This window comes from Vogesella indigofera (genome assembly GCF_028548395.1).
Classification (GTDB): Bacteria; Pseudomonadota; Gammaproteobacteria; order Burkholderiales; family Chromobacteriaceae; genus Vogesella; species Vogesella indigofera_A.
The window spans coordinates 150,778-168,553 of record NZ_JAQQLA010000004.1 but is presented as its reverse complement, the minus strand read 5'-3'; the positions used below and the strand labels follow the sequence as shown (position 1 = coordinate 168,553).

Genomic DNA, 17,776 nt, shown 5'->3' with positions numbered 1-17,776 from the left:
CGCGCCGGTGCTTTTATTTTTGCAATGCAGCAAAAATACCTTGTCCACCATCCCTAGCCACGCTACATTCCGCCATGACAAATAGTCGCAAAGGAAAGCATCAATTGAAGCGCGCCGTCTATGCCGGTAGTTTTGACCCGGTGACCAACGGGCATTTGTGGATGATTCGCGAGGCCGTGGAACTGTTTGACGAGGTGGTGGTGGCCATCGGCGTCAATCCGGAAAAACATTGCACCTTCAGCGTGGACGAGCGTCTGGACATGCTGCGTGCCGTCACGCGCGGCTTTTCCAAGCTGCGGGTCGAGGTGTTCGAGAACCAGTTCCTGGTCAACTACGCGCAGAGCATTGAAGCCAACTACATCATTCGCGGCATCCGCACCGCCAGCGACTACGAGTACGAGCGCACCATGCGCTACATCAATTCCGACCTGCACGCCGACATCACCACCATCTTCCTGCTGCCGCCGCGCGAGTACGCCGAGGTATCCTCCACCATGGTCAAGGGCCTGATGGGGCCGCAGGGCTGGGAACAGATGATCCGCCAGTACGTGCCGGAACCGGTATACCGCCGCCTGGTGGCCTATCATGAACGGCAGCAGGCCGCGCTGAACAACGACTAGCCGTGCGGCCAACATTGGCCACCACCACGAGCTGAATAGGCGCCGGACATGTTCCGGCGTTTGGTTTTTATTGAAAAGGAAGTTGCATGGTTGACGTTTCCGCCTTTGCCAACCGGCTTGCCAAGAACTACAAGCACTACGCCAAATGGGCGCGCCGCAACGAGCTGGACGCCTGGCGCGTCTACGACCGCGACGTGCCGCAGTTTCCGCTGATCATCGATGTCTACGGCCAGCGCATCCACCTGCAGGAATACGACACCGGCTGGCAGATCGAGGAATCCGAGTACGTGGCGTGGATCGCCGCGGTGCAGCAGGCGATCAGCGACATCACCGGCGTGCAGCTGTGGAACATCGCGCTGAAGACGCGCCGCCGCCAGAAGGGCGAAAGCCAGTACGAGAAGACCGGTCGCGACGGCGAGGACTTCGTGGTGGCCGAGCAGGGGCAGCGTTTCTGGGTCAACCTCGACGCCTACCTCGACACCGGCCTGTTCCTCGATCACCGCAACACCCGCAAGCGGGTGCGCGACGAGGCCGCCGGCAAGCGCTTTCTCAACCTGTTCGCCTACACCGGCAGCTTTACCGTGTATGCGGCCAACGGTGGCGCGGTCAGTAGCGAGACGGTGGACCTGTCCAACACCTACCAGGCGTGGAGCCGGCGCAACTTCGAACTCAACGGCCTCGATCTGGAAAAGCACCAGCTGATCCGCGACGACGTGTTCCAGTATCTGGAAGACGCCGCCTATGCCGGCAAGCAGTTCGACCTGATCGTGATGGACCCGCCCAGCTTCTCCAACTCAAAGAAGATGATGGACGAGCTGGACGTGCAGCGCGACCAGGTCAAGCTGGTCGACGGCGCGATGCGGCTGCTGGCGCCGGACGGCGTGCTGTACTTCTCCAACAACCTGCGCAGTTTCACGCTGGACGAGAGGTTGATCGCCGACTACGCGGTGCAGGACATCAGCGCGCAGTCGGTGCCGGAGGACTTCCGTAACAAGAAGATCCACCAGTGCTGGCGCATCCGCCATCGTCACTGATAGCGGCTGCCAATATGTGGTATCGCGAAATTTAATGGCGGCCATCCCTTGCCTAGTCGCCGCGCAGCGACAATCTTGAAAAGCAGCGAGGTTGGCCGCAGCGGCCGCCGCAACCGAATCCAAGGAGCCGTCATGGCCTATGTAAACGTAACTGCCGATACCTTTAACGATACCGTCGAGGGCGACGGCATGGTGATCCTCGACTTCTGGGCGCCGTGGTGCGGCCCGTGCAAGTCATTCGGCCCGATCTTCGAGGCGGCGGCGGAAAAACACGGCGACATCGTGTTCGCCAAGATCAACACCGAGGACGAGCAGGAGCTGGCCGCCCACTTCAAGATCCGTTCCATCCCGACGCTGATGGCGCTGAAGGACGGCATCGTGGTGTTCCACCAGGCCGGCGCGATGATGGCGCCGCAGTTCGAGCAACTGGTGCAGGCGGTACGTGATCTGGACATGGACCAGGTGCGCGCCGACATGGCCGCCCAGGATCAGGGCTGAGCCGTAAGGCGGGGAGGGCGGGCTGATGCGCAAGCAAGCATGGTGGTTGTGGTTGCTGCTGGCGGCGCCGCTGGCGCAGGCGGCCTGTCCGCAGCTGCTGGATTACCGGGTGCCGCGCCTGACCGGCGGCAGCACTGACCTGTGCCAGTACCAGGACAAGACCATCGTGGTGGTCAATACCGCCAGCGAGTGCGGCTTCACGCCGCAGTTTGCCCAGCTGCAGACGCTGTGGCAGCAATACCGCAGCCGCGGTGTGGTGGTGCTCGGCTTCCCCAGCGACGATTTCTTCCAGGAGCTGGAGCAGGCCAAGGACATTGCCGAGTTCTGCCACAGCAATTACGGCGTCGATTTCCCGATGATGAGCCGGGTCAGCGTGCGCGGCAGCAACGCGCACCCGTTCTACCAGGCGCTGGCCAGCGCGGCCGGCAGCACGCCGAAGTGGAATTTCTACAAGTACATCATCGCGCCGGGCGGCAAGTCGGTGATCGCCTTCGGGCCGCTGACGCGGCCGGATGATCCTGCCTTCCTCAAGGCGCTGCAGCAGCGGCTGCCGGCCGCACCCTGAGCGCGTGTTCACGATCTCGCGAGTTAGCGCGAGACAAGGCGAAACGGCTGAGGAAGCGGCGCTTAGCTGGATATAAACAAGCAGGCCGAAGCCGTTTTTAACGCCCTACGCCTGCGCGCAGCAGATCGGGAACAGGTTCTGGGCGCGGCGCTGGCCGGATTCACGACAACTGCATTGTTATTCCGGCCGCCGTTCCAGTACCATCCGAACTTTCCGGTGCCGTGCCGCTCTACCGCCCATGCCTGTTCCGGGTTTTCCGAGAGTCCTGTTTCCATGCTAAACCGTCTACTGCTGTGCGGCAGCCTGCTGTTGCTGGCCGCCTGTTCCACCGTTTCCACCCCGCCATCGTCGTCGCCCGCCGAGAGCATCCGTTACCAGCCGGCCGCATTCAGCCAGCTGCCGCAGTGGGACAGCTCGCTGGCCAGCGAGAGCCTGCTGGCGCTACGTGAAAGCTGCCGTCCGCTGGCCGGCCGCCCGCAGTGGCAGGCGGTCTGCAGCGAGGCCGCGACGCTGGATGCGGCCAACGTTGACGGCATCCGCCGCTTTTACGAGAGCCGCTTCGTGCCGTGGCAGGTCAGCGAGGCCGGCAAGGACAGCGGCCTGATCACCGGCTACTACGAGCCGCTGCTCAGCGGCAGCCGCCAGCGCAGCGCGCAGACGCCGTATCCGGTGTACGGCGTGCCGCAGGACCTGCTGCTGCTCGACATCAGCGCCGAACAGCGCGCGGCCACGCAGCTGGTGGCGCGCCGCAGCGGCGGCAACCGGCTGCAGGTGGTGCCGGGCAAGACCCAGCCCGGCGCCGACGAGCTGCTGGTGACGCCGGCCGATTTTGTCATCGACAGCCGCACCCGCACGCTGAAGGGCCGCCTCGACGGCAACCGCCTGCTGCCGTACTACAGCCGTGCCGAGATCAATGCCGGCAAGGGCATCAACAGCGCGCCGGTGCTGGCCTGGGTGGAGGACGAAACCGAGCTGTTCTTCCTGCAGGTGCAAGGCTCCGGCCGCATCCAGCTGGAAGACGGCAGCTTTTTGCGGGTGACCTACGCCGAGCAGAACGGTCACCCTTACAAGTCAATCGGCCGCTGGCTGATCGACCAGCAGCAGCTGACACTGGCCGAGGCCAGCATGCAGGGCATCAAAGGCTGGCTGGAAGCCAACCCGCAGCGCCGCCGCGAGCTGTTCGACGTCAACCCCAGCTACGTGTTCTTCCGTACCCTGAATAGTACCGGCGGCGGCCCGATCGGCGCGCTGGGCGTGCCGCTGACCGACGGCCACAGCCTGGCGGTCGATCCGCGCTATATCCCGCTGGGGGCGCCGGTGTACCTGGCCACCACCTGGCCGCTGGACGGCAGCCCCAAGCCGCTGACCCGGCTGATGCACGCGCAGGATACCGGCGGTGCCATCCGCGGAGCGGTGCGCGGCGATTTCTTTTTCGGCTTCGGCACCGAGGCCGGCATGTACGCCGGCCGCATGAAGCAGCAGGGCAAGTTCTGGCTGCTGTTGCCGCGCGGCATGACCCCGGCGCCCCGTCCCTGAGCACGTGCTCACGATCGTGCGTGCGCCCGCGCGAGCCGGCGCAAACGGCTGAGGCTGCGGTGTTTGTCGAGGGATAAACCATGCCGTCGCCGCCTCAGCGCCGTCTCGCCGCGCCGGGATCCGTCACCGTAGATCGCGAGCCGGTGCTGCGCCGCCACCAGATTTGAGTTTGAGAAAGCCTGTCACCATGACCAGCCCGACCCTGTTCCGAACTGCCTGCCTTGCCGCCAGCGTGCTGTTGCTGGCCGCTTGCGGCCAACCTGCCACCAGCGGCCATGATGCCAGTGTCGCCGCTGCCGCCACGCCATTGCGCCAGCTGGCGCGCGGCGACGTGCTGCAGGCCAGGCTGGCGCCGGTTGCCGCCAGCCTGCCGTTTACCGCCACCCTCAACGCGCTGACCAGTATCGAGGTCGCCGCCGAGATCGACGCCAGCGTGCGCGAGGTGCTGGTGCGCGAGGGGGAAACCGTGCGTCGTGGCCAGCTGCTGGCGCGGCTGGACGGCGAGACGCTGCAGCAGGCGCTGGTGGAACAGCAGGCGCAACTGGCCAACGACGAGGCACGGCTGCGACTGGCGCGCCTGAAGCTGGACAAGCAGCGCGAGCTGTACCAGCAGGGTTTCATTTCCAAGTTGGCGTTCGACGAGGTGGACAGCGAATACCGCATCCGCGAAGGCGACGTCAACGCCCGCCGCAGCCAGCTGGCGCGTGCGCGCAAGAGCCTGGCCGATACCGCGGTGCACTCGCCGATGGACGGCGTGGTCTACGCTCGCCGCATTCAGCCGGGCGAGCAGGTCAGCCGCAACCAGAAGCTGTTCGCCATTGCCGACCTCAGCCAGCTGGAGGCGACCGCCAGCATCCCGGCCCGGCAGGTGGCGCAGCTGCAGCCCGGCCAGCGCGCGCACTTCCGCGTCGAGGGCGCCAGCGAGCCGTTTGCCGCGCAGCTGCTGCGCATCAACCCGGTGGCCAATGCCGGCAGCCGCACCTTCAATGCCTATCTGCGCGTCGACAACCGCGCCGGCCGGCTGCAGGCCGGCCAGTTTGTCACCGGCGAGGTGATCCTGCGCGAAATCAGCGACGCGGTGCGCCTGCCGCAGGCGGCGGTGCGCGATGCCGACGGCAGCAAGCCGTGGGTGATGCTGCTGGACGGCAACACCCTGCGCCGTCAGCCGGTCAGCATCGTGTTGCGCAACGACAGCGAGCGGGTGCTGGCGGTGCGCGGCGTTGAGGTTGGCCGCACGCTGCTGGCGGCGCCGCTGCTGGGGCTGAAACCGGGCGACCGCGTGGCGCTGCCGCGCTAAGGAGAAGGTGACACTATGTGGTTAACCCGCGTCAGCGTGCAGAACCCCTATCTTGCCGCCGTGATGATGCTGCTGTTGACGGTGCTGGGCCTGTTTGCCTGGAAGCAGCTGCCGGTGGAGGAGTTTCCCGATATCCGCTTCCCTGTGGCGGTGGTGTCGGCGACCTATCCCGGCGCCTCGCCGGAGGTGATCGAGAGCGAGGTCACCCGCCCGCTGGAAGAGGCGGTCAACACCATCAACGGCGTCAAGCACATCCGTTCCTATTCCTCCGAGGGCGTCGCCACGCTGGTGGTGGAGTTCGAGCTGTCCACCGACCCGGCCATCGGCCTGCAGGAGGTGCGCGACAAGGTTGGCGCCGCGCAGGGCCGGCTGCGGCGCGAGGTGAGCACGCCGACCATCTCGCAGATGAACCCCAACGACGAGCCGCTGATGTCGTACACCTTCAGCCAGCAGGACGGCTCGCAACGCGAGCTGAGCAACTGGCTGGACAATGTGCTGAAGAAGCGGCTGCAGACGGTGAGCGGTGTCGGCGAGGTGAAGCTGGTCGGTGCCAGCAAGCGCGAGATACGCATCGAGCTGCAGCCGTACCGGCTGGAGGCGCTGGGGCTGTCGGTCAGCGAGGTGGCCGACGCCATCGCTGCGGCCAACCGTGATTTCCCGGCCGGCCAGGTCAGCAGTCAGCGCAACGAGCTGTCGGTGCGCGTCGCCGGCAAGCTGGTGTCGGTGGACGACTTCCGCGAGCTGGGCATCGCCACGCGCCAGGGTGCCACCATCCGCTTGGCGGACGTGGCCGAGGTGCGCGACAGCGAGGAAGAAAAGAACAGCATCAGCCTGATCGACGGCAAGCCGGCGGTGGGGCTGGATGTGCGCGCCGCGCGCGGCGCCAACGTGGTGGCGGTGGCCGACGCGGTGAAGGCGATCATCGCCGAGCAGCGGCCGCTGATGCCGGTCGGCAGCGAGGTCAAGCTCACCTACGACAAGTCGGACGAGGTGCGCAAGTCGCTGAGCGGGGTGCAGCAGACGCTGCTGGAGGGCGCCGGGCTGACGGTGCTGATCGTGTTCCTGTTCCTTGGCAGCTGGCGCAGCACGGTGATTACCGGCCTGACGCTGCCGATCGCGCTGCTGGGCACCCTGTTCGCGGTGCAGGCGCTGGGCTTCACCCTCAACGTGATGACGCTGATGGCGCTGTCGCTGTCGATCGGCCTGTTGATCGACGACGCCATCGTGGTGCGCGAGAACATCGTGCGCCACGCCACGCTGGGCAAGGGCCACTACCAGGCGGCGCTGGATGGCACCAACGAGATCGGGCTGGCGGTACTGGCCACCACGCTGACCATCGTCGCGGTGTTCCTGCCGGTCGGCTTCATGGGCGGCATCATCGGCAAGTTCTTCCACCAGTTCGGCCTCGCGGTGACGGTGGCGGTGCTGATCTCGATGTTCGTGTCGTTCACGCTGGACCCGATGCTGTCCTCGGTGTGGCACGACCCGCACCGCCACGGCGATCACCACAAGGGCCCGGTTGGGCGCGCGCTGGACTGGTTCGAGGCCTCGCTCGATCGCCTCGCAGACGGCTACGTGCGGGTGATCCGCTGGGCGCTGGCGCACCGCAAGACGGTGCTGGCCACGGCGCTGGCGCTGACCGTCGGCAGCTTCATGCTGGTGCCGGTGATCGGCGGCGAATTCCTGCCGCGTGCCGACAACGGCGATTTCCGCCTGTCGTTCAAGACCGCACCCGGCTCGACGCTGGAATACACCGCCGCCAAAGCGCGCGAGGTGGAGGCGCAGCTGCGCAGTATTCCGGAGGTGAACACCGTCGACAGCAAGATCGGTGGCGGCCGCTTCGGCGCCGGCCGCAACGAGGCGCAGCTGACCATCGACGTCGGCGACAAGCAGACGCGCGAGCGCGACCTGTTCCAGCTGATGGCGGCGGCGCGCAGCAGCGCGCAGCGGGTGGCCGGCATCGAGCTGGATTCGGTGCAGGAGCTGGGCCAGCACGGCCCCGGCGGCAAACCGGTCAATATCGGCATCCGCGGCAGCGACCTGCAAGCGCTGCGCCAGGCCACCGACGCGGTGATGGCGGCGATTGCGCGCGTCAACGGCGTACGCGACGTGCAGAGCAGCTTTTCCGACGCCGATCCGGCGCTGGACGTGCGCCTCGACCGCGATGCCGCCGCCTCGCTGGGCGTCGATCTGGGTCGCGTCGGCAATACGCTGTCGGTGCTGCTGGCCGGCAGCACGGTGACGACGTGGGAGGCGCCGGACGGCGAAAACTACGACGTGCGCCTGCAGTTGCCGCGCGAGGGGCGCGAGGCGGCGCTGCTGGAGGTGCTGATGGTGCCCGGTGCGCGGCGCGACAACGGCGAGGCCAATATGGTGCCGCTGGCGCAGCTGGCACGCATCGAGCCGGGCAGCAGCCCGCGCCAGATCGAACGCACCGACCTGATGCGCGAGATCAGCGTCACCGCCAACATCAGCGGCCGCAGCGCCGGCGAGGTGTTTGCCGGCGTCGATGCCGCGCTGAAGCAGCTGCGACTGCCGGCCGGGGTGATGCTGTCGCAGGAGGGTGAGCGCAAGAGCATGCAGGAATCGCTGGACTACGCGGTGCAGGCGCTGGCGATGGGGGTGATCTTTATCTATCTCATTCTCGCCGCGCAGTTCCGCAGCTTCACGCTGCCGGTGACCATCATGATGGCGCTGCCGCTGGCCTTCGTCGGCGTATTCGCCGCGCTGTGGCTGTTCGGCTCCACCCTCAACATGTTCTCGGTGATCGGCATCATCATGCTGATGGGGCTGGCGGCGAAGAACGGCATCCTGCTGGTCGACTTCATCAACCAGAGCCGCAAGGAGGGCATGGTGCGGCTGGATGCCATCGTCGAGGCCGGCCGCGTGCGGCTGCGCCCGATCATGATGACCAGCCTGGCGATGATCTTCGGCATGCTGCCGCTGGCGCTGGCCAGCGGCGCCGGTTCGGAGACGCAGCGGCCGATGGCGCACGCCATCATCGGCGGCCTGATCACCTCCACGCTGCTGACGCTGATCGTGCTGCCGGTGGTGTACACCTATCTCGACAGCCTGCGCAGCCGCATCCGCGGCGTACTGGCGCGGCTGAGCGGAGCGGCTGCGCCGGCGCCCTGAGCGCGAGCGCTGCCGGCAAGGACACGGCCGCTGCCATGGCAGCGGCCGTGTCGCGTGTTGCGGCCAACCTTACTGCTTCACGTACACCACCTGCGCCGGCATCGGCGGCGGGAACGCCTCGCCGCCCAGCGCATCGCGGATCAGCTGGTTGCTGTCGAAATACACCTGCCAGTAGTGGTCGTTATGGCAGAACGGGCGTACCGCCAGCACCGGCCCCACCAGGTTGAACTCCAGGATCGCCACCTCTACCGCCGGTTCGGCCAGCACGTTGGGAATCGTCGCCAGCCGCTGCCGGAGCAGCGCCATTGCGGCGGCGGGGTCGGCGCTGCCGGCCAGCTGCGCCTTCAGCTCCACGCGGCGGTAGGGGTTGCTGCTGAAGTTCTGCAGCGTGTCGCCCATGATCTTGCCGTTGCCGACCATGGTCAGCACGTTGTCCGGGGTGTTGATGGCGGTGGTGAACAGGCCGATCTCCTTCACCGTGCCGGTCACGCCGCCGGCGGTGACGAAATCGCCGACCTTCATCGGCCGCAGCACGATCAGGAACACCCCGGCGGCAAAGTTGGACAGCAACCCGGACCAGGCCATGCCGATGGCCACACCGGCGGCGGCGAACAGCGCGGCAAAGGTGGTGGTCTGGATGCCGAAGTAGCCGAGGATGCCGACCACCAGGATCACGTTGAGGGTGACATTGATGGTGGTGCCGAGGTAACGCATGATGGTGGCGTCGACATGCTGCCGCTCCAGCGTGCGCTGCAGCAGGCTGCCGACCTGGCCGATCAGCCAGCGGCCGACGATCCAGAAAGCCAGCGCCGCCAGCAACATGCCACCGATATTGAACGCATAATCCGTGGCGACCTGCTGCCAGTGGGAAAGGTCGATCTGATTCATGACAACTCCTTGTCGGGCGGGTGGGGTCTCCATCCAGTTAAGCAGCTGGCATCGCCGGCAACAAGTTCATTTGCATGAATTGTTGCCGCTGGCGGGCAAAAACATCGGCCGATGCCGCAGTCAGGTCAAGGCAGCGTCGCCGGCGCAGGGTATAATGCGGCCAACCTTTTTCTGCCCGTATAGCCAACATGACCCAGCTCAAGAACGATACCTTCCTGCGCGCGCTGCTGAAGCAGCCGGTTGAATACACCCCGATCTGGATGATGCGCCAGGCCGGCCGCTACCTGCCGGAATACCGCGCCACCCGCGCCCGCGCCGGCAGCTTTATGGGGCTGTGCACCAGCCCGGACTACGCCACCGAGGTCACGCTGCAGCCGCTGGAGCGCTTCCCGCTGGACGCGGCGATCCTGTTCTCCGACATCCTGACGGTGCCGGACGCGATGGGGCTGGGGCTGTCCTTTGCCGAGGGCGAGGGCCCGCGCTTTGCCCGTCCGCTGCGCGACGAGGCGGCGATCAAGGCGCTGCAGGTGGCGCCACTGGACAAGCTGCAGTACGTGTTCGACGCGGTATCCAGCATCCGCAAGGCGCTCGACGGTCGCGTGCCGCTGATCGGCTTCTCCGGCAGCCCGTTCACGCTGGCCTGCTACATGATCGAGGGGGCCGGCTCCGCCGACTTCCGCCACGTCAAGGCGATGCTGTACGGCCGTCCGGAACTGCTGCACCACATCCTGCGCATCACCGCCGACTCGGTGACCGCCTACCTCAACGCGCAGATCGATGCCGGCGCCCAGGCGGTGCAGATCTTCGATACCTGGGGTGGTGCGCTAAGCCACGCCGCGTACCAGGAATTCTCGCTGGCCTATATGCAGCAGATCATCGCCGGCCTCAAGCGCGAGGCTGATGGCCGCCGCGTGCCGGTGATCGTGTTTACCAAGGGCGGTGGCCAGTGGTTGGAGCAGATCGCCGCCATCGGCGCCGACTGTGTCGGCCTGGACTGGACCACCGACATCGGCCAGGCACGCGCCCGCGTCGGCGACAAGGTGGCACTGCAGGGCAACTTCGACCCCAACGCACTGTTCGGCAGCCCGGCGGCGATCGAGCAGGAAGCCGGCCGCATCCTGGCGGCGTACGGTCACGGCTCCGGCCATGTGTTCAATCTCGGTCACGGCATTTCGCAGTTTGCCGACCCGGAACACGCCAAGGCCCTGGTCGCCGCCGTGCACCGCCTGTCGCGCCCGTACCACGCCGTCTGACGCGTCGAACCGGTCACAGCCACCGCCTGCCGGCGGTGGCTTTTTTTGATGCATAAACAAAGCTTGCCGGCAAGGCTTGACAGTTGTCGCCGCAGTTGTTCCACGACTTATGCACACCAAAACGGGGCATTTTTCCGGCCTGTCAAGGCTTGTTGCCAAAGAAATACGAAATTTATATAAGCATCTGATTTTATTGAATTTAATATTTCAGATTAAAATTTGTGCAATCTAATGGAATGCCCGATTGACGTGCTTTTTGCCAGCCGGCTCGTCAGTTGTTCACAAAGTTATCCACAGTATCTGTGCACAGCTGGCGCCAAGCCGCGCCAGTGCTGGATTAGCGGGGAGTCCGTCCCATCATGACTGCAATGCAGCACATCAGTGTCTGGCTCGATGTGCCCTTGCGTGGTGCATTTACCTACCTGCATCCGCAGCCGCTGCCCAGCGGCCAGCGCGTCCGCGTCACCTTCGGCAATCGCGAATTGTGCGGCGTGGTCGACAACAGCGTGCCGCCGCAGGCGCTGGACGAGGCGCGCTGCAAGCCGATTCTGGCGGTGCTGGACGAGCTGCCGCCGCTGCCTGAGGCACTGCTGCAGCAAGTGCGCTTTGCCGCGCGCTACTACCTGCATCCGCAGGGGCAGGCGCTGTTCACCGCCTTGCCCACCGCGCTGCGCGAGCCGCGCGCGGTGACGCCGGCCGATCGCCGTCAGTACCGCCTCAATGCCGCCGGCCTCGCCGCGGCACCGTCGGCGCGCAGCACGGTGAAGCTGCTGCTGTGGCAGGCGCTGCACCAGCCGCAATCGCGCGACGCGCTGCGCCGCGTGCACCCGCAGGCGGGCGCCTTCCTGAAGCAGGCGCTGGCCGCCGGCCAGCTCGACATCCTGCCGTGGCAGGCGCCACCGCTGCAGGTGGCGGCGGCGCTGACGCTGAACGACGAGCAGCAGGCGGCACTGGACGCGGTGGCGGTCAACCTTGGCCGCTTCGGCGCCTTCCTGCTGCACGGCATCACCGGCAGCGGCAAGACCGAGGTCTACCTGCAGCTGATCGCCCGCGTGCTGGCCGCCGGCCAGCAGGCGCTGGTGATCATCCCGGAGATCAACCTGACCCCGCAGCTGATCGAGCGCTTCGCGCAACGTTTTCCCGCCAGCCACATCGTCTGCCTGCACAGCGGCCTGTCCGACGGCGAGCGGCTGCAGGGCTGGGTCGATGCCTGGCAAGGTGTCGCCGACATCGTGATCGGCACTCGGCTGGCGGTGTTCACGCCGCTGCCGCGCGCCGGGCTGGTGATCGTCGACGAGGAACACGACGGCTCGTTCAAGCAGCAGGACGGCCTGCGCTACCACGCGCGCGATCTGGCGGTGTGGCGCGCCAACCAGGCACAGGTGCCGGTGCTGCTGGGCAGCGCCACCCCCAGCCTGGAGACGGTGGCCAACGTCGAGGCCGGCCGCTACCGCAAGCTGTTGTTGTCGGCGCGGGCGCACGGCAGCGCGCGGCTGCCGCGCATCGGGCTGGTCGACACCCGCCGCCTGAAGCTGGTGGACGGCCTGTCCGAACCGGTGATCGCCGCGCTGCAGCAGCGGCTGGCACGGCGCGAGATGAGTCTGCTGTTCATCAACCGCCGCGGCTACTCGCCGGTGCTGGCCTGCACCGCCTGCGGCTGGACCTCGGCCTGCAAGCACTGCAGTGCGCGTATGGTGCTGCACCTGTCGGCGCGCCAGCTGCGCTGCCACCATTGCGGCGCGCAGCAGCGGGTGCCGTTGCAGTGCCCGGCCTGCGGCAATCCCGACGTGCAGCCGCTGGGCGAGGGTACGCAGCGGCTGGAAGAGGCGCTGCGCCGGCTGCTGCCGGAGGCGCGCATCTTGCGCATCGATCGCGACAGTACCAGCCACAAGGCGGCGTGGGACGCGGTGTACCAGCGCGTGCACGCCGGCGAGGTGGACATCCTGCTCGGCACCCAGATGCTGGCCAAGGGCCACGACTTCGGCGCGCTGTCGCTGGTGGTGGTGCTGGGCAGCGACGGCGGCCTCTACTCCGCCGACTACCGCGCGAGCGAGCGCCTGTTCGCGCAGCTGCTGCAGGTGTCCGGCCGCGCCGGACGCGCCGAGCTAGCCGGCGATGTCATCGTGCAGACCAACTGGCCGGAGCACCCGCTGTACCTGGCGCTGACGCAGCATGATTTCGACGGCTTTGCCGCCAGCCAGCTGCAAGAGCGGCGCGAGGCCGGCTTTCCGCCGGCGGCCAGCCAAGTGATCCTGCGCGCCGACGCGCCGCAGTACCACGAGGCGGAGGCCTTCCTGCAGCAGGTGCTGGCGCTGTGCGGCGAACTGCCGCCGCCGCTGTTCGTGTTCGGCCCGGCGCCGGCGCTGATGGCGCGCCTCGCCGGTCGCGAGCGCTCGCAGCTGACCTTCGAGGCGCCGCAACGCTCGGCGCTGCACGCCTGGCTGCGCGAGCTGTTGCCGCAGCTGGATGCGCTGGCGCGCAAGGCGCCGCGCCAATTACGCTGGTCGCTGGATGTCGACCCGCAGGAGATCTGAGTGAGCTTACGTTTGATGGTGGCCATGCTGGCCGTCGCACCGCTGGCGCTTGCGGCCAACCTTGGCGCCCTGCGTGCCGACGAGGTGGCGTTGTGGGCGGCGCCGGTGGAAGGGCGCACAGTGTTCGACGAGCACCGCGCCGATGCCGCGATGAACCCGGCCTCGACCATGAAGCTGGTCACCGCCTGGGCGGCGCTGAACCGGCTGGGGCCGGGCTACCGCTGGCGCAGCGAGCTGAAAAGCAATGCCGTGCTGGAAAACGGCGTGCTGCGCGGCGACCTGTACTGGATAGGCCGCGGCGATCCGCGTTTCGATTCCGCGCGCCTGACCGAGCTGCTGCGCCAGCTGCGCCTGCGCGGCGTGCAACGCATCGACGGCCAGTTGCTGCTGGACAAGCGCGCCTTCAGCCGCATCAGCAGCGCCGACGGCTTCGACGGTGACGCCGAGCGCGTGTTCTCGGTGCCGCCGGATACCCATCTGTCGAACCTGAAGGTGGCGTGGCTGCGCTATTTCTACGAGCAGGGCCGACCGCAGGTGGTGCTGGACCCGCCGCTGCCGGGCTTCCGCCTCGACAATCGGCTGCAGCCCGGCGCCGCCGCCAGCTGCGGCGACGTGCGCGAGCACGCCACGGTCAGCCTCAGCGGCAACAGCATCCGCATCAGCGGCAAGCTGCCGCCGGCCTGCGACGGTGCGGCCAGCTACGTCAACGTGCTGGATAACGACGGCTACGCCGGGCAGAGCTTTGCCGCCATCTGGCAGATGCTGGGCGGCGAGGGGCCGCGTGGCATCGCGCACGGCAGTACCCCGCCCGACGCGCGCCAGCTGGTGCGCCTGGATTCCGAGCCGCTGCCGCAGGCGCTGAGCGACATCAACAAGTACAGCAACAACACCATGGCGCGCAGCGTGTGGCTGACGCTGGGCGCGGAAAACCCGCACAGCGGCGATACCGTGGCCGATGCGCAGCTGGCGGTGCGCTCGCTGCTGCTGGAGCGCGGCATTGCCGCCGAGCCGCTGCAGCTGGAAAACGGCGCCGGCCTGTCGCGGCGCGAGCGCATCAGTGCGCGCCAGCTGGGCGCGATCCTGCTCGATGCCGCACGCGGGCCGTACGCGGCGGAATTCATCGCCAGCCTGCCGCTGGCCAGCGAGGATGGCACCCTGCGCCGCCGCTTCGCCGAGCTGGGGCCGCGGCTGCGGCTGAAGACCGGCACCCTCGGCGACACCCGCGCGCTGGCCGGCTACTGGCAGGCGCCGTCCGGGCAGCGGCTGGCGATCGTGGCGCTGCTCAATTCCGCGCGCGCGGCACAGTTGCAGGGCGCGCTGGACGCGCTGGTCGGCGAGGTGGTCGAGCGTTACGCGGCACAGCTGCAAGGGCAGCCCTGAGCCTTGCCTTGGGCGCGGTAACTGGCCTTATAATCACTGTTTGTTTTAGCTTAAGGCCGTCACCATGAAACCCGTTACCATGTACACCTCGGCCTATTGCCCGTACTGCATTCGTGCCAAGCAGGTGCTGGCCCAGAATGGCGTGGCCGACATTGAAGAAGTCCGCATCGACCTTGACCCGCAGGCGCGCGACACCATGATGTCGCTGACCGGGCGTCGCACCGTGCCGCAGATCTTCATCGGCGACGTGCACGTCGGCGGCTGTGACGACCTGGTGGCGCTGCATTCGGCCGGCAAGCTGGATGTGCTGCTGGCTGGTTGACGCGCGCAGCTGTCATCATTTTCGTGCGATGATCCGCACTTGATTCCAACCCCGCGCCTGACGGCGCTACCGAGATCCAACACCATGAGCGAACAACAAGAGCTGCAACCGGTATTCTCCATCGAAAAAATCTACGTCAAAGACCTGTCGCTGGAAATCCCGAACGCACCCGCCATCTTCCTGGAGCAGGAACAGCCGGAAATCGACATGCAGCTGGCCTCCGAAGGCCGCCAGCTGGAAGACGGCTTCTTCGAAGTGTCGCTGACCGTGACCGTGACCGCCAAGCTGCCGGAAAAAACCATGTTCCTGTGTGAAGTGGCCCAGGCCGGCATCTTCCAGATCCAGCACATCCCGGCAGAAGACATCGACCCGATCCTCGGCGTGGCCTGCCCGAACATCCTGTTCCCGTATGCCCGCGAAACCGTGTCCAGCCTGGTTGGCCGCGCCGGTTTCCCGCCGGTACTGCTGGCACCGATCAACTTCGAAGCCCTGTACATGCAGCAACGCGCCGCCCAGGCCGAAGCCGGTACAGCCTGATCGCGATGAAACCGACTCGCATTGTGTTTGCAGCCGTACTGGCCCTGCTGGCCAGTACGGTTTTTGCATTGGAATTCCGTTCGGTCAAGGAAACCGGCGTCGCGCTGTACGAGGCGCCCAACCTTGCCGCCAAGAAACTGTTCGTGGTCAGCCGCTACTACCCGGTGGAAGTGCTGGTGACGCAGAAGGACTGGGCGCGGGTGCGTGACGCCACCGGCGGCATCGCCTGGATCCCGGCGGCGGCGCTGTCGACGCGGCAGATGCTGCTGGTCACCGCCGAGCAGCTGCCGGTGCGTGCCGCGCCGTCGGAAAGCGCGGCCGTGCTGTACCAGGCCGACAAGGATCTGGCGCTGGAACTGCTGGAGCCGCCGCAAAGCGGCTGGGTCAAGGTACGTCATCGCGACAATACCGTGGGCTATGCCCGCATCGCCGGCCTGTGGGGGCTGTAAGGAACACGATGAAAATAGCCGTACTTGGTGCCGGTGCCTGGGGCACGGCGCTGGCCTTCGCGTTTTGCCGGCAGCATCATGTCACGCTGTGGGGCCGCAACGCCGAGCAGATGATCGACATGCAGGCCACACGCCTGAACCGGCGCTACCTGCCGGAGTGCCCGTTCCCGGCCGATCTGCACCTGTCGGCCGACCTGTCCGAGGCGGTGGTCGGTGTTGATCTGGTGCTGGTGGTGACGCCGATCGCCGGCCTGCGGCCAACCTTGCGCGAGCTGGCACGGCTGAAGGTGGATGCGCCGCTGCTGTGGGCGTGCAAGGGCTTCGAAGCCGGTTCCAGCCTGTTGCCGCACCAGGTGGTGGCCGAGGAGTTCCCCCATCTCAAGAGCGTCGGCGTGCTGTCCGGCCCCAGCTTTGCCCGCGAAGTGGCGCAGGGGCTGCCGGCGGCGGTGACGCTGGCATCGGAAAACTACGCGTTTGCCCGCGACTACGCGCGCGAGCTGCACAGCCCGTTGCTGCGCATCTACGCCAATGATGATCTGGTGGGGGTGGAAGTCGGCGGGGCGGTGAAAAACGTGATGGCGATCGCCACCGGCGTCGCCGACGGTCTCGGCTTCGGCATGAATGCGCGCGCGGCGCTGATCACCCGCGGCCTCGCCGAAATCACCCGTCTTGCGGTTGCGCTTGGCGGCAGCCAGCAGAGCATGATGGGCCTGTCCGGCGTCGGTGATCTGCTGCTGACCTGCACCGGTGCGCTGTCGCGCAACCGCCAGGTCGGTCTCAAGCTGGCGGAGGGCAAGTCGCTGGACACCATTCTCGCCGAGCTGGGCCACGTTGCCGAAGGGGTGCCGACCGCGCGCGAGGTGCTGAAGATGGCGGAGCGGTTGCAGGTGGACATGCCGATCACCGCCGCGGTGTGCGAGCTGCTGTATCACCAGGCCACGCCGCAGCACGTGGTGGAGCGCCTGCTCGGACGCTCGCCCAAGCCGGAGTTCCACGCCCCCGGCGCCTAAAGCGTTGCCACATAGCAACCGCAGCATCCTCACCGGCAGCCTGGCGCTGCCGGTTTTCACGTCTGGCTTGCCCTAGCGTGGCAGGGTGGAGAAGCGTTCCACCAGCTTCTGGCGCAGCTCGGCGAAGTCGAAGTCGTCGTCTTCGTGGCGCAGCCGCTGCGCGTAGTCGATGCGGTCGTCGCCATCCACCAGCCACAGTGCCGGGCAGGTCATGCCGGCCAGCGGCACATCCTGGATCAGCACGCCGAAGTGCTTGTGGAAATCGCGTCCGCGCAGGGTGGAAAGCAGCACCGCATAGGGCAGGCCGTGCGCCTGGCGCGCGCGGGCGAGGCTGAACGGCGAATCCACGGTGATCACGATCAGCTGCAGCTGCGGCCACGGCTCCAGCTGGCGGCGCAATTCCTGCAGCAGTGCCAGTCCGGCCTTGGGTGCGTCCAGCGACAGCAGGGTCACCACCAGCTTGTCGTGACCGAGAAAACGCTCCAGCGACACATCGCGCAGCTGTTCGTCGACCAGCATGAAGCTGGGCAGGATCTCGCCCGCCTGCGGGAAATGGCCGTCTACCGCCAGCCATTCGTCGGCATAGCGGAAATGGGTGTGGGTCATGGTCTGCTCCTGGTTGTTTCTTCATGGTGGAACAGAACATGCGAAAAGCAAGCGCGGGGCGGCGGGCTTATGAAAAAAGCCGGTGACCGGCAGCGTGACGGCTGCGGGCACC

16 protein-coding genes are annotated in these 17,776 nt (G+C 66.9%); 14 read left to right on the top strand and 2 right to left on the bottom strand.

Translation table 11 applies throughout. The annotated features are described in order from the left end of the window. The first annotated feature begins 74 nt into the window (after positions 1–74). The 7 genes from coaD to PQU89_RS06425 all read left to right on the top strand — a co-directional run bounded on the left by coaD (position 75) and on the right by PQU89_RS06425 (position 8,685). Positions 75–620 carry a pantetheine-phosphate adenylyltransferase gene (gene coaD, locus PQU89_RS06455; protein ID WP_047966854.1) on the top strand — a complete coding sequence of 182 codons (546 nt, stop codon included), beginning with the start codon at positions 75–77 and terminating at the stop codon, positions 618–620. An 86-nt stretch (positions 621–706) separates the two neighbouring features. Then, complete coding sequence (locus tag PQU89_RS06450) at positions 707–1,654, top strand: class I SAM-dependent methyltransferase (RefSeq protein ID WP_272765126.1); 948 nt, start codon at positions 707–709, stop codon at positions 1,652–1,654. A gap of 132 nt (positions 1,655–1,786) precedes the next feature. Next, positions 1,787–2,152, top strand: coding sequence for a thioredoxin (gene trxA, locus PQU89_RS06445; RefSeq protein WP_255907816.1), 366 nt, complete (start codon positions 1,787–1,789; stop codon positions 2,150–2,152). A gap of 25 nt (positions 2,153–2,177) precedes the next feature. Further along, the gene (locus PQU89_RS06440) at positions 2,178–2,717 is read left to right on the top strand and encodes a glutathione peroxidase (protein WP_272765125.1); all 540 of its coding nucleotides are present in this window, start codon (positions 2,178–2,180) and stop codon (positions 2,715–2,717) included. A 273-nt stretch (positions 2,718–2,990) separates the two neighbouring features. Then, a complete protein-coding gene (mltA, locus tag PQU89_RS06435; RefSeq protein ID WP_272765124.1) occupies positions 2,991–4,253 on the top strand; it encodes a murein transglycosylase A in 1,263 nt (420 codons plus the stop codon). A 187-nt stretch (positions 4,254–4,440) separates the two neighbouring features. Next, positions 4,441–5,550 carry an efflux RND transporter periplasmic adaptor subunit gene (locus PQU89_RS06430; RefSeq protein WP_272765123.1) on the top strand — a complete coding sequence of 370 codons (1,110 nt, stop codon included), beginning with the start codon at positions 4,441–4,443 and terminating at the stop codon, positions 5,548–5,550. A gap of 15 nt (positions 5,551–5,565) precedes the next feature. Further along, the gene (locus tag PQU89_RS06425) at positions 5,566–8,685 is read left to right on the top strand and encodes an efflux RND transporter permease subunit (protein WP_272765122.1); all 3,120 of its coding nucleotides are present in this window, start codon (positions 5,566–5,568) and stop codon (positions 8,683–8,685) included. 69 nt (positions 8,686–8,754) lie between these two features. Here PQU89_RS06425 and PQU89_RS06420 read toward each other — a convergent pair whose 3' ends face one another. Next, on the bottom strand, positions 8,755–9,573 hold the full coding sequence (locus PQU89_RS06420; protein ID WP_272765121.1) for a mechanosensitive ion channel family protein: 819 nt from the start codon (positions 9,571–9,573) through the stop codon (positions 8,755–8,757). Between the two features lie 188 nt (positions 9,574–9,761). On the opposite strand from PQU89_RS06420, the gene hemE reads away from it, so the two are divergent. From hemE to PQU89_RS06385, 7 genes are all read left to right on the top strand, one after another. Continuing rightward, positions 9,762–10,826 carry a uroporphyrinogen decarboxylase gene (gene hemE / locus PQU89_RS06415; protein WP_272756827.1) on the top strand — a complete coding sequence of 355 codons (1,065 nt, stop codon included), beginning with the start codon at positions 9,762–9,764 and terminating at the stop codon, positions 10,824–10,826. 359 nt (positions 10,827–11,185) lie between these two features. Beyond that, positions 11,186–13,360 carry a primosomal protein N' gene (locus PQU89_RS06410; RefSeq protein WP_272765120.1) on the top strand — a complete coding sequence of 725 codons (2,175 nt, stop codon included), beginning with the start codon at positions 11,186–11,188 and terminating at the stop codon, positions 13,358–13,360. Then, positions 13,361–14,740, top strand: a complete 1,380-nt coding sequence (gene dacB, locus PQU89_RS06405; RefSeq protein WP_272765119.1) for a D-alanyl-D-alanine carboxypeptidase/D-alanyl-D-alanine endopeptidase — start codon at positions 13,361–13,363, stop codon at positions 14,738–14,740. 64 nt (positions 14,741–14,804) lie between these two features. Next, a complete protein-coding gene (gene grxC, locus PQU89_RS06400; RefSeq protein ID WP_272765118.1) occupies positions 14,805–15,062 on the top strand; it encodes a glutaredoxin 3 in 258 nt (85 codons plus the stop codon). Between the two features lie 84 nt (positions 15,063–15,146). Then, positions 15,147–15,599, top strand: coding sequence for a protein-export chaperone SecB (secB, locus tag PQU89_RS06395; protein ID WP_189352543.1), 453 nt, complete (start codon positions 15,147–15,149; stop codon positions 15,597–15,599). A gap of 68 nt (positions 15,600–15,667) precedes the next feature. Next, complete coding sequence (locus tag PQU89_RS06390; RefSeq protein WP_272765117.1) at positions 15,668–16,048, top strand: SH3 domain-containing protein; 381 nt, start codon at positions 15,668–15,670, stop codon at positions 16,046–16,048. A gap of 8 nt (positions 16,049–16,056) precedes the next feature. Then, a complete protein-coding gene (locus PQU89_RS06385; protein ID WP_047966841.1) occupies positions 16,057–17,058 on the top strand; it encodes an NAD(P)H-dependent glycerol-3-phosphate dehydrogenase in 1,002 nt (333 codons plus the stop codon). Positions 17,059–17,130: 72 nt separating this feature from the next. Here PQU89_RS06385 and PQU89_RS06380 read toward each other — a convergent pair whose 3' ends face one another. Further along, positions 17,131–17,664: a redoxin family protein gene (locus tag PQU89_RS06380; RefSeq protein ID WP_272765116.1), complete on the bottom strand. Its 534-nt coding sequence runs from the start codon at positions 17,662–17,664 to the stop codon at positions 17,131–17,133. Positions 17,665–17,776 lie beyond the last annotated feature (112 nt).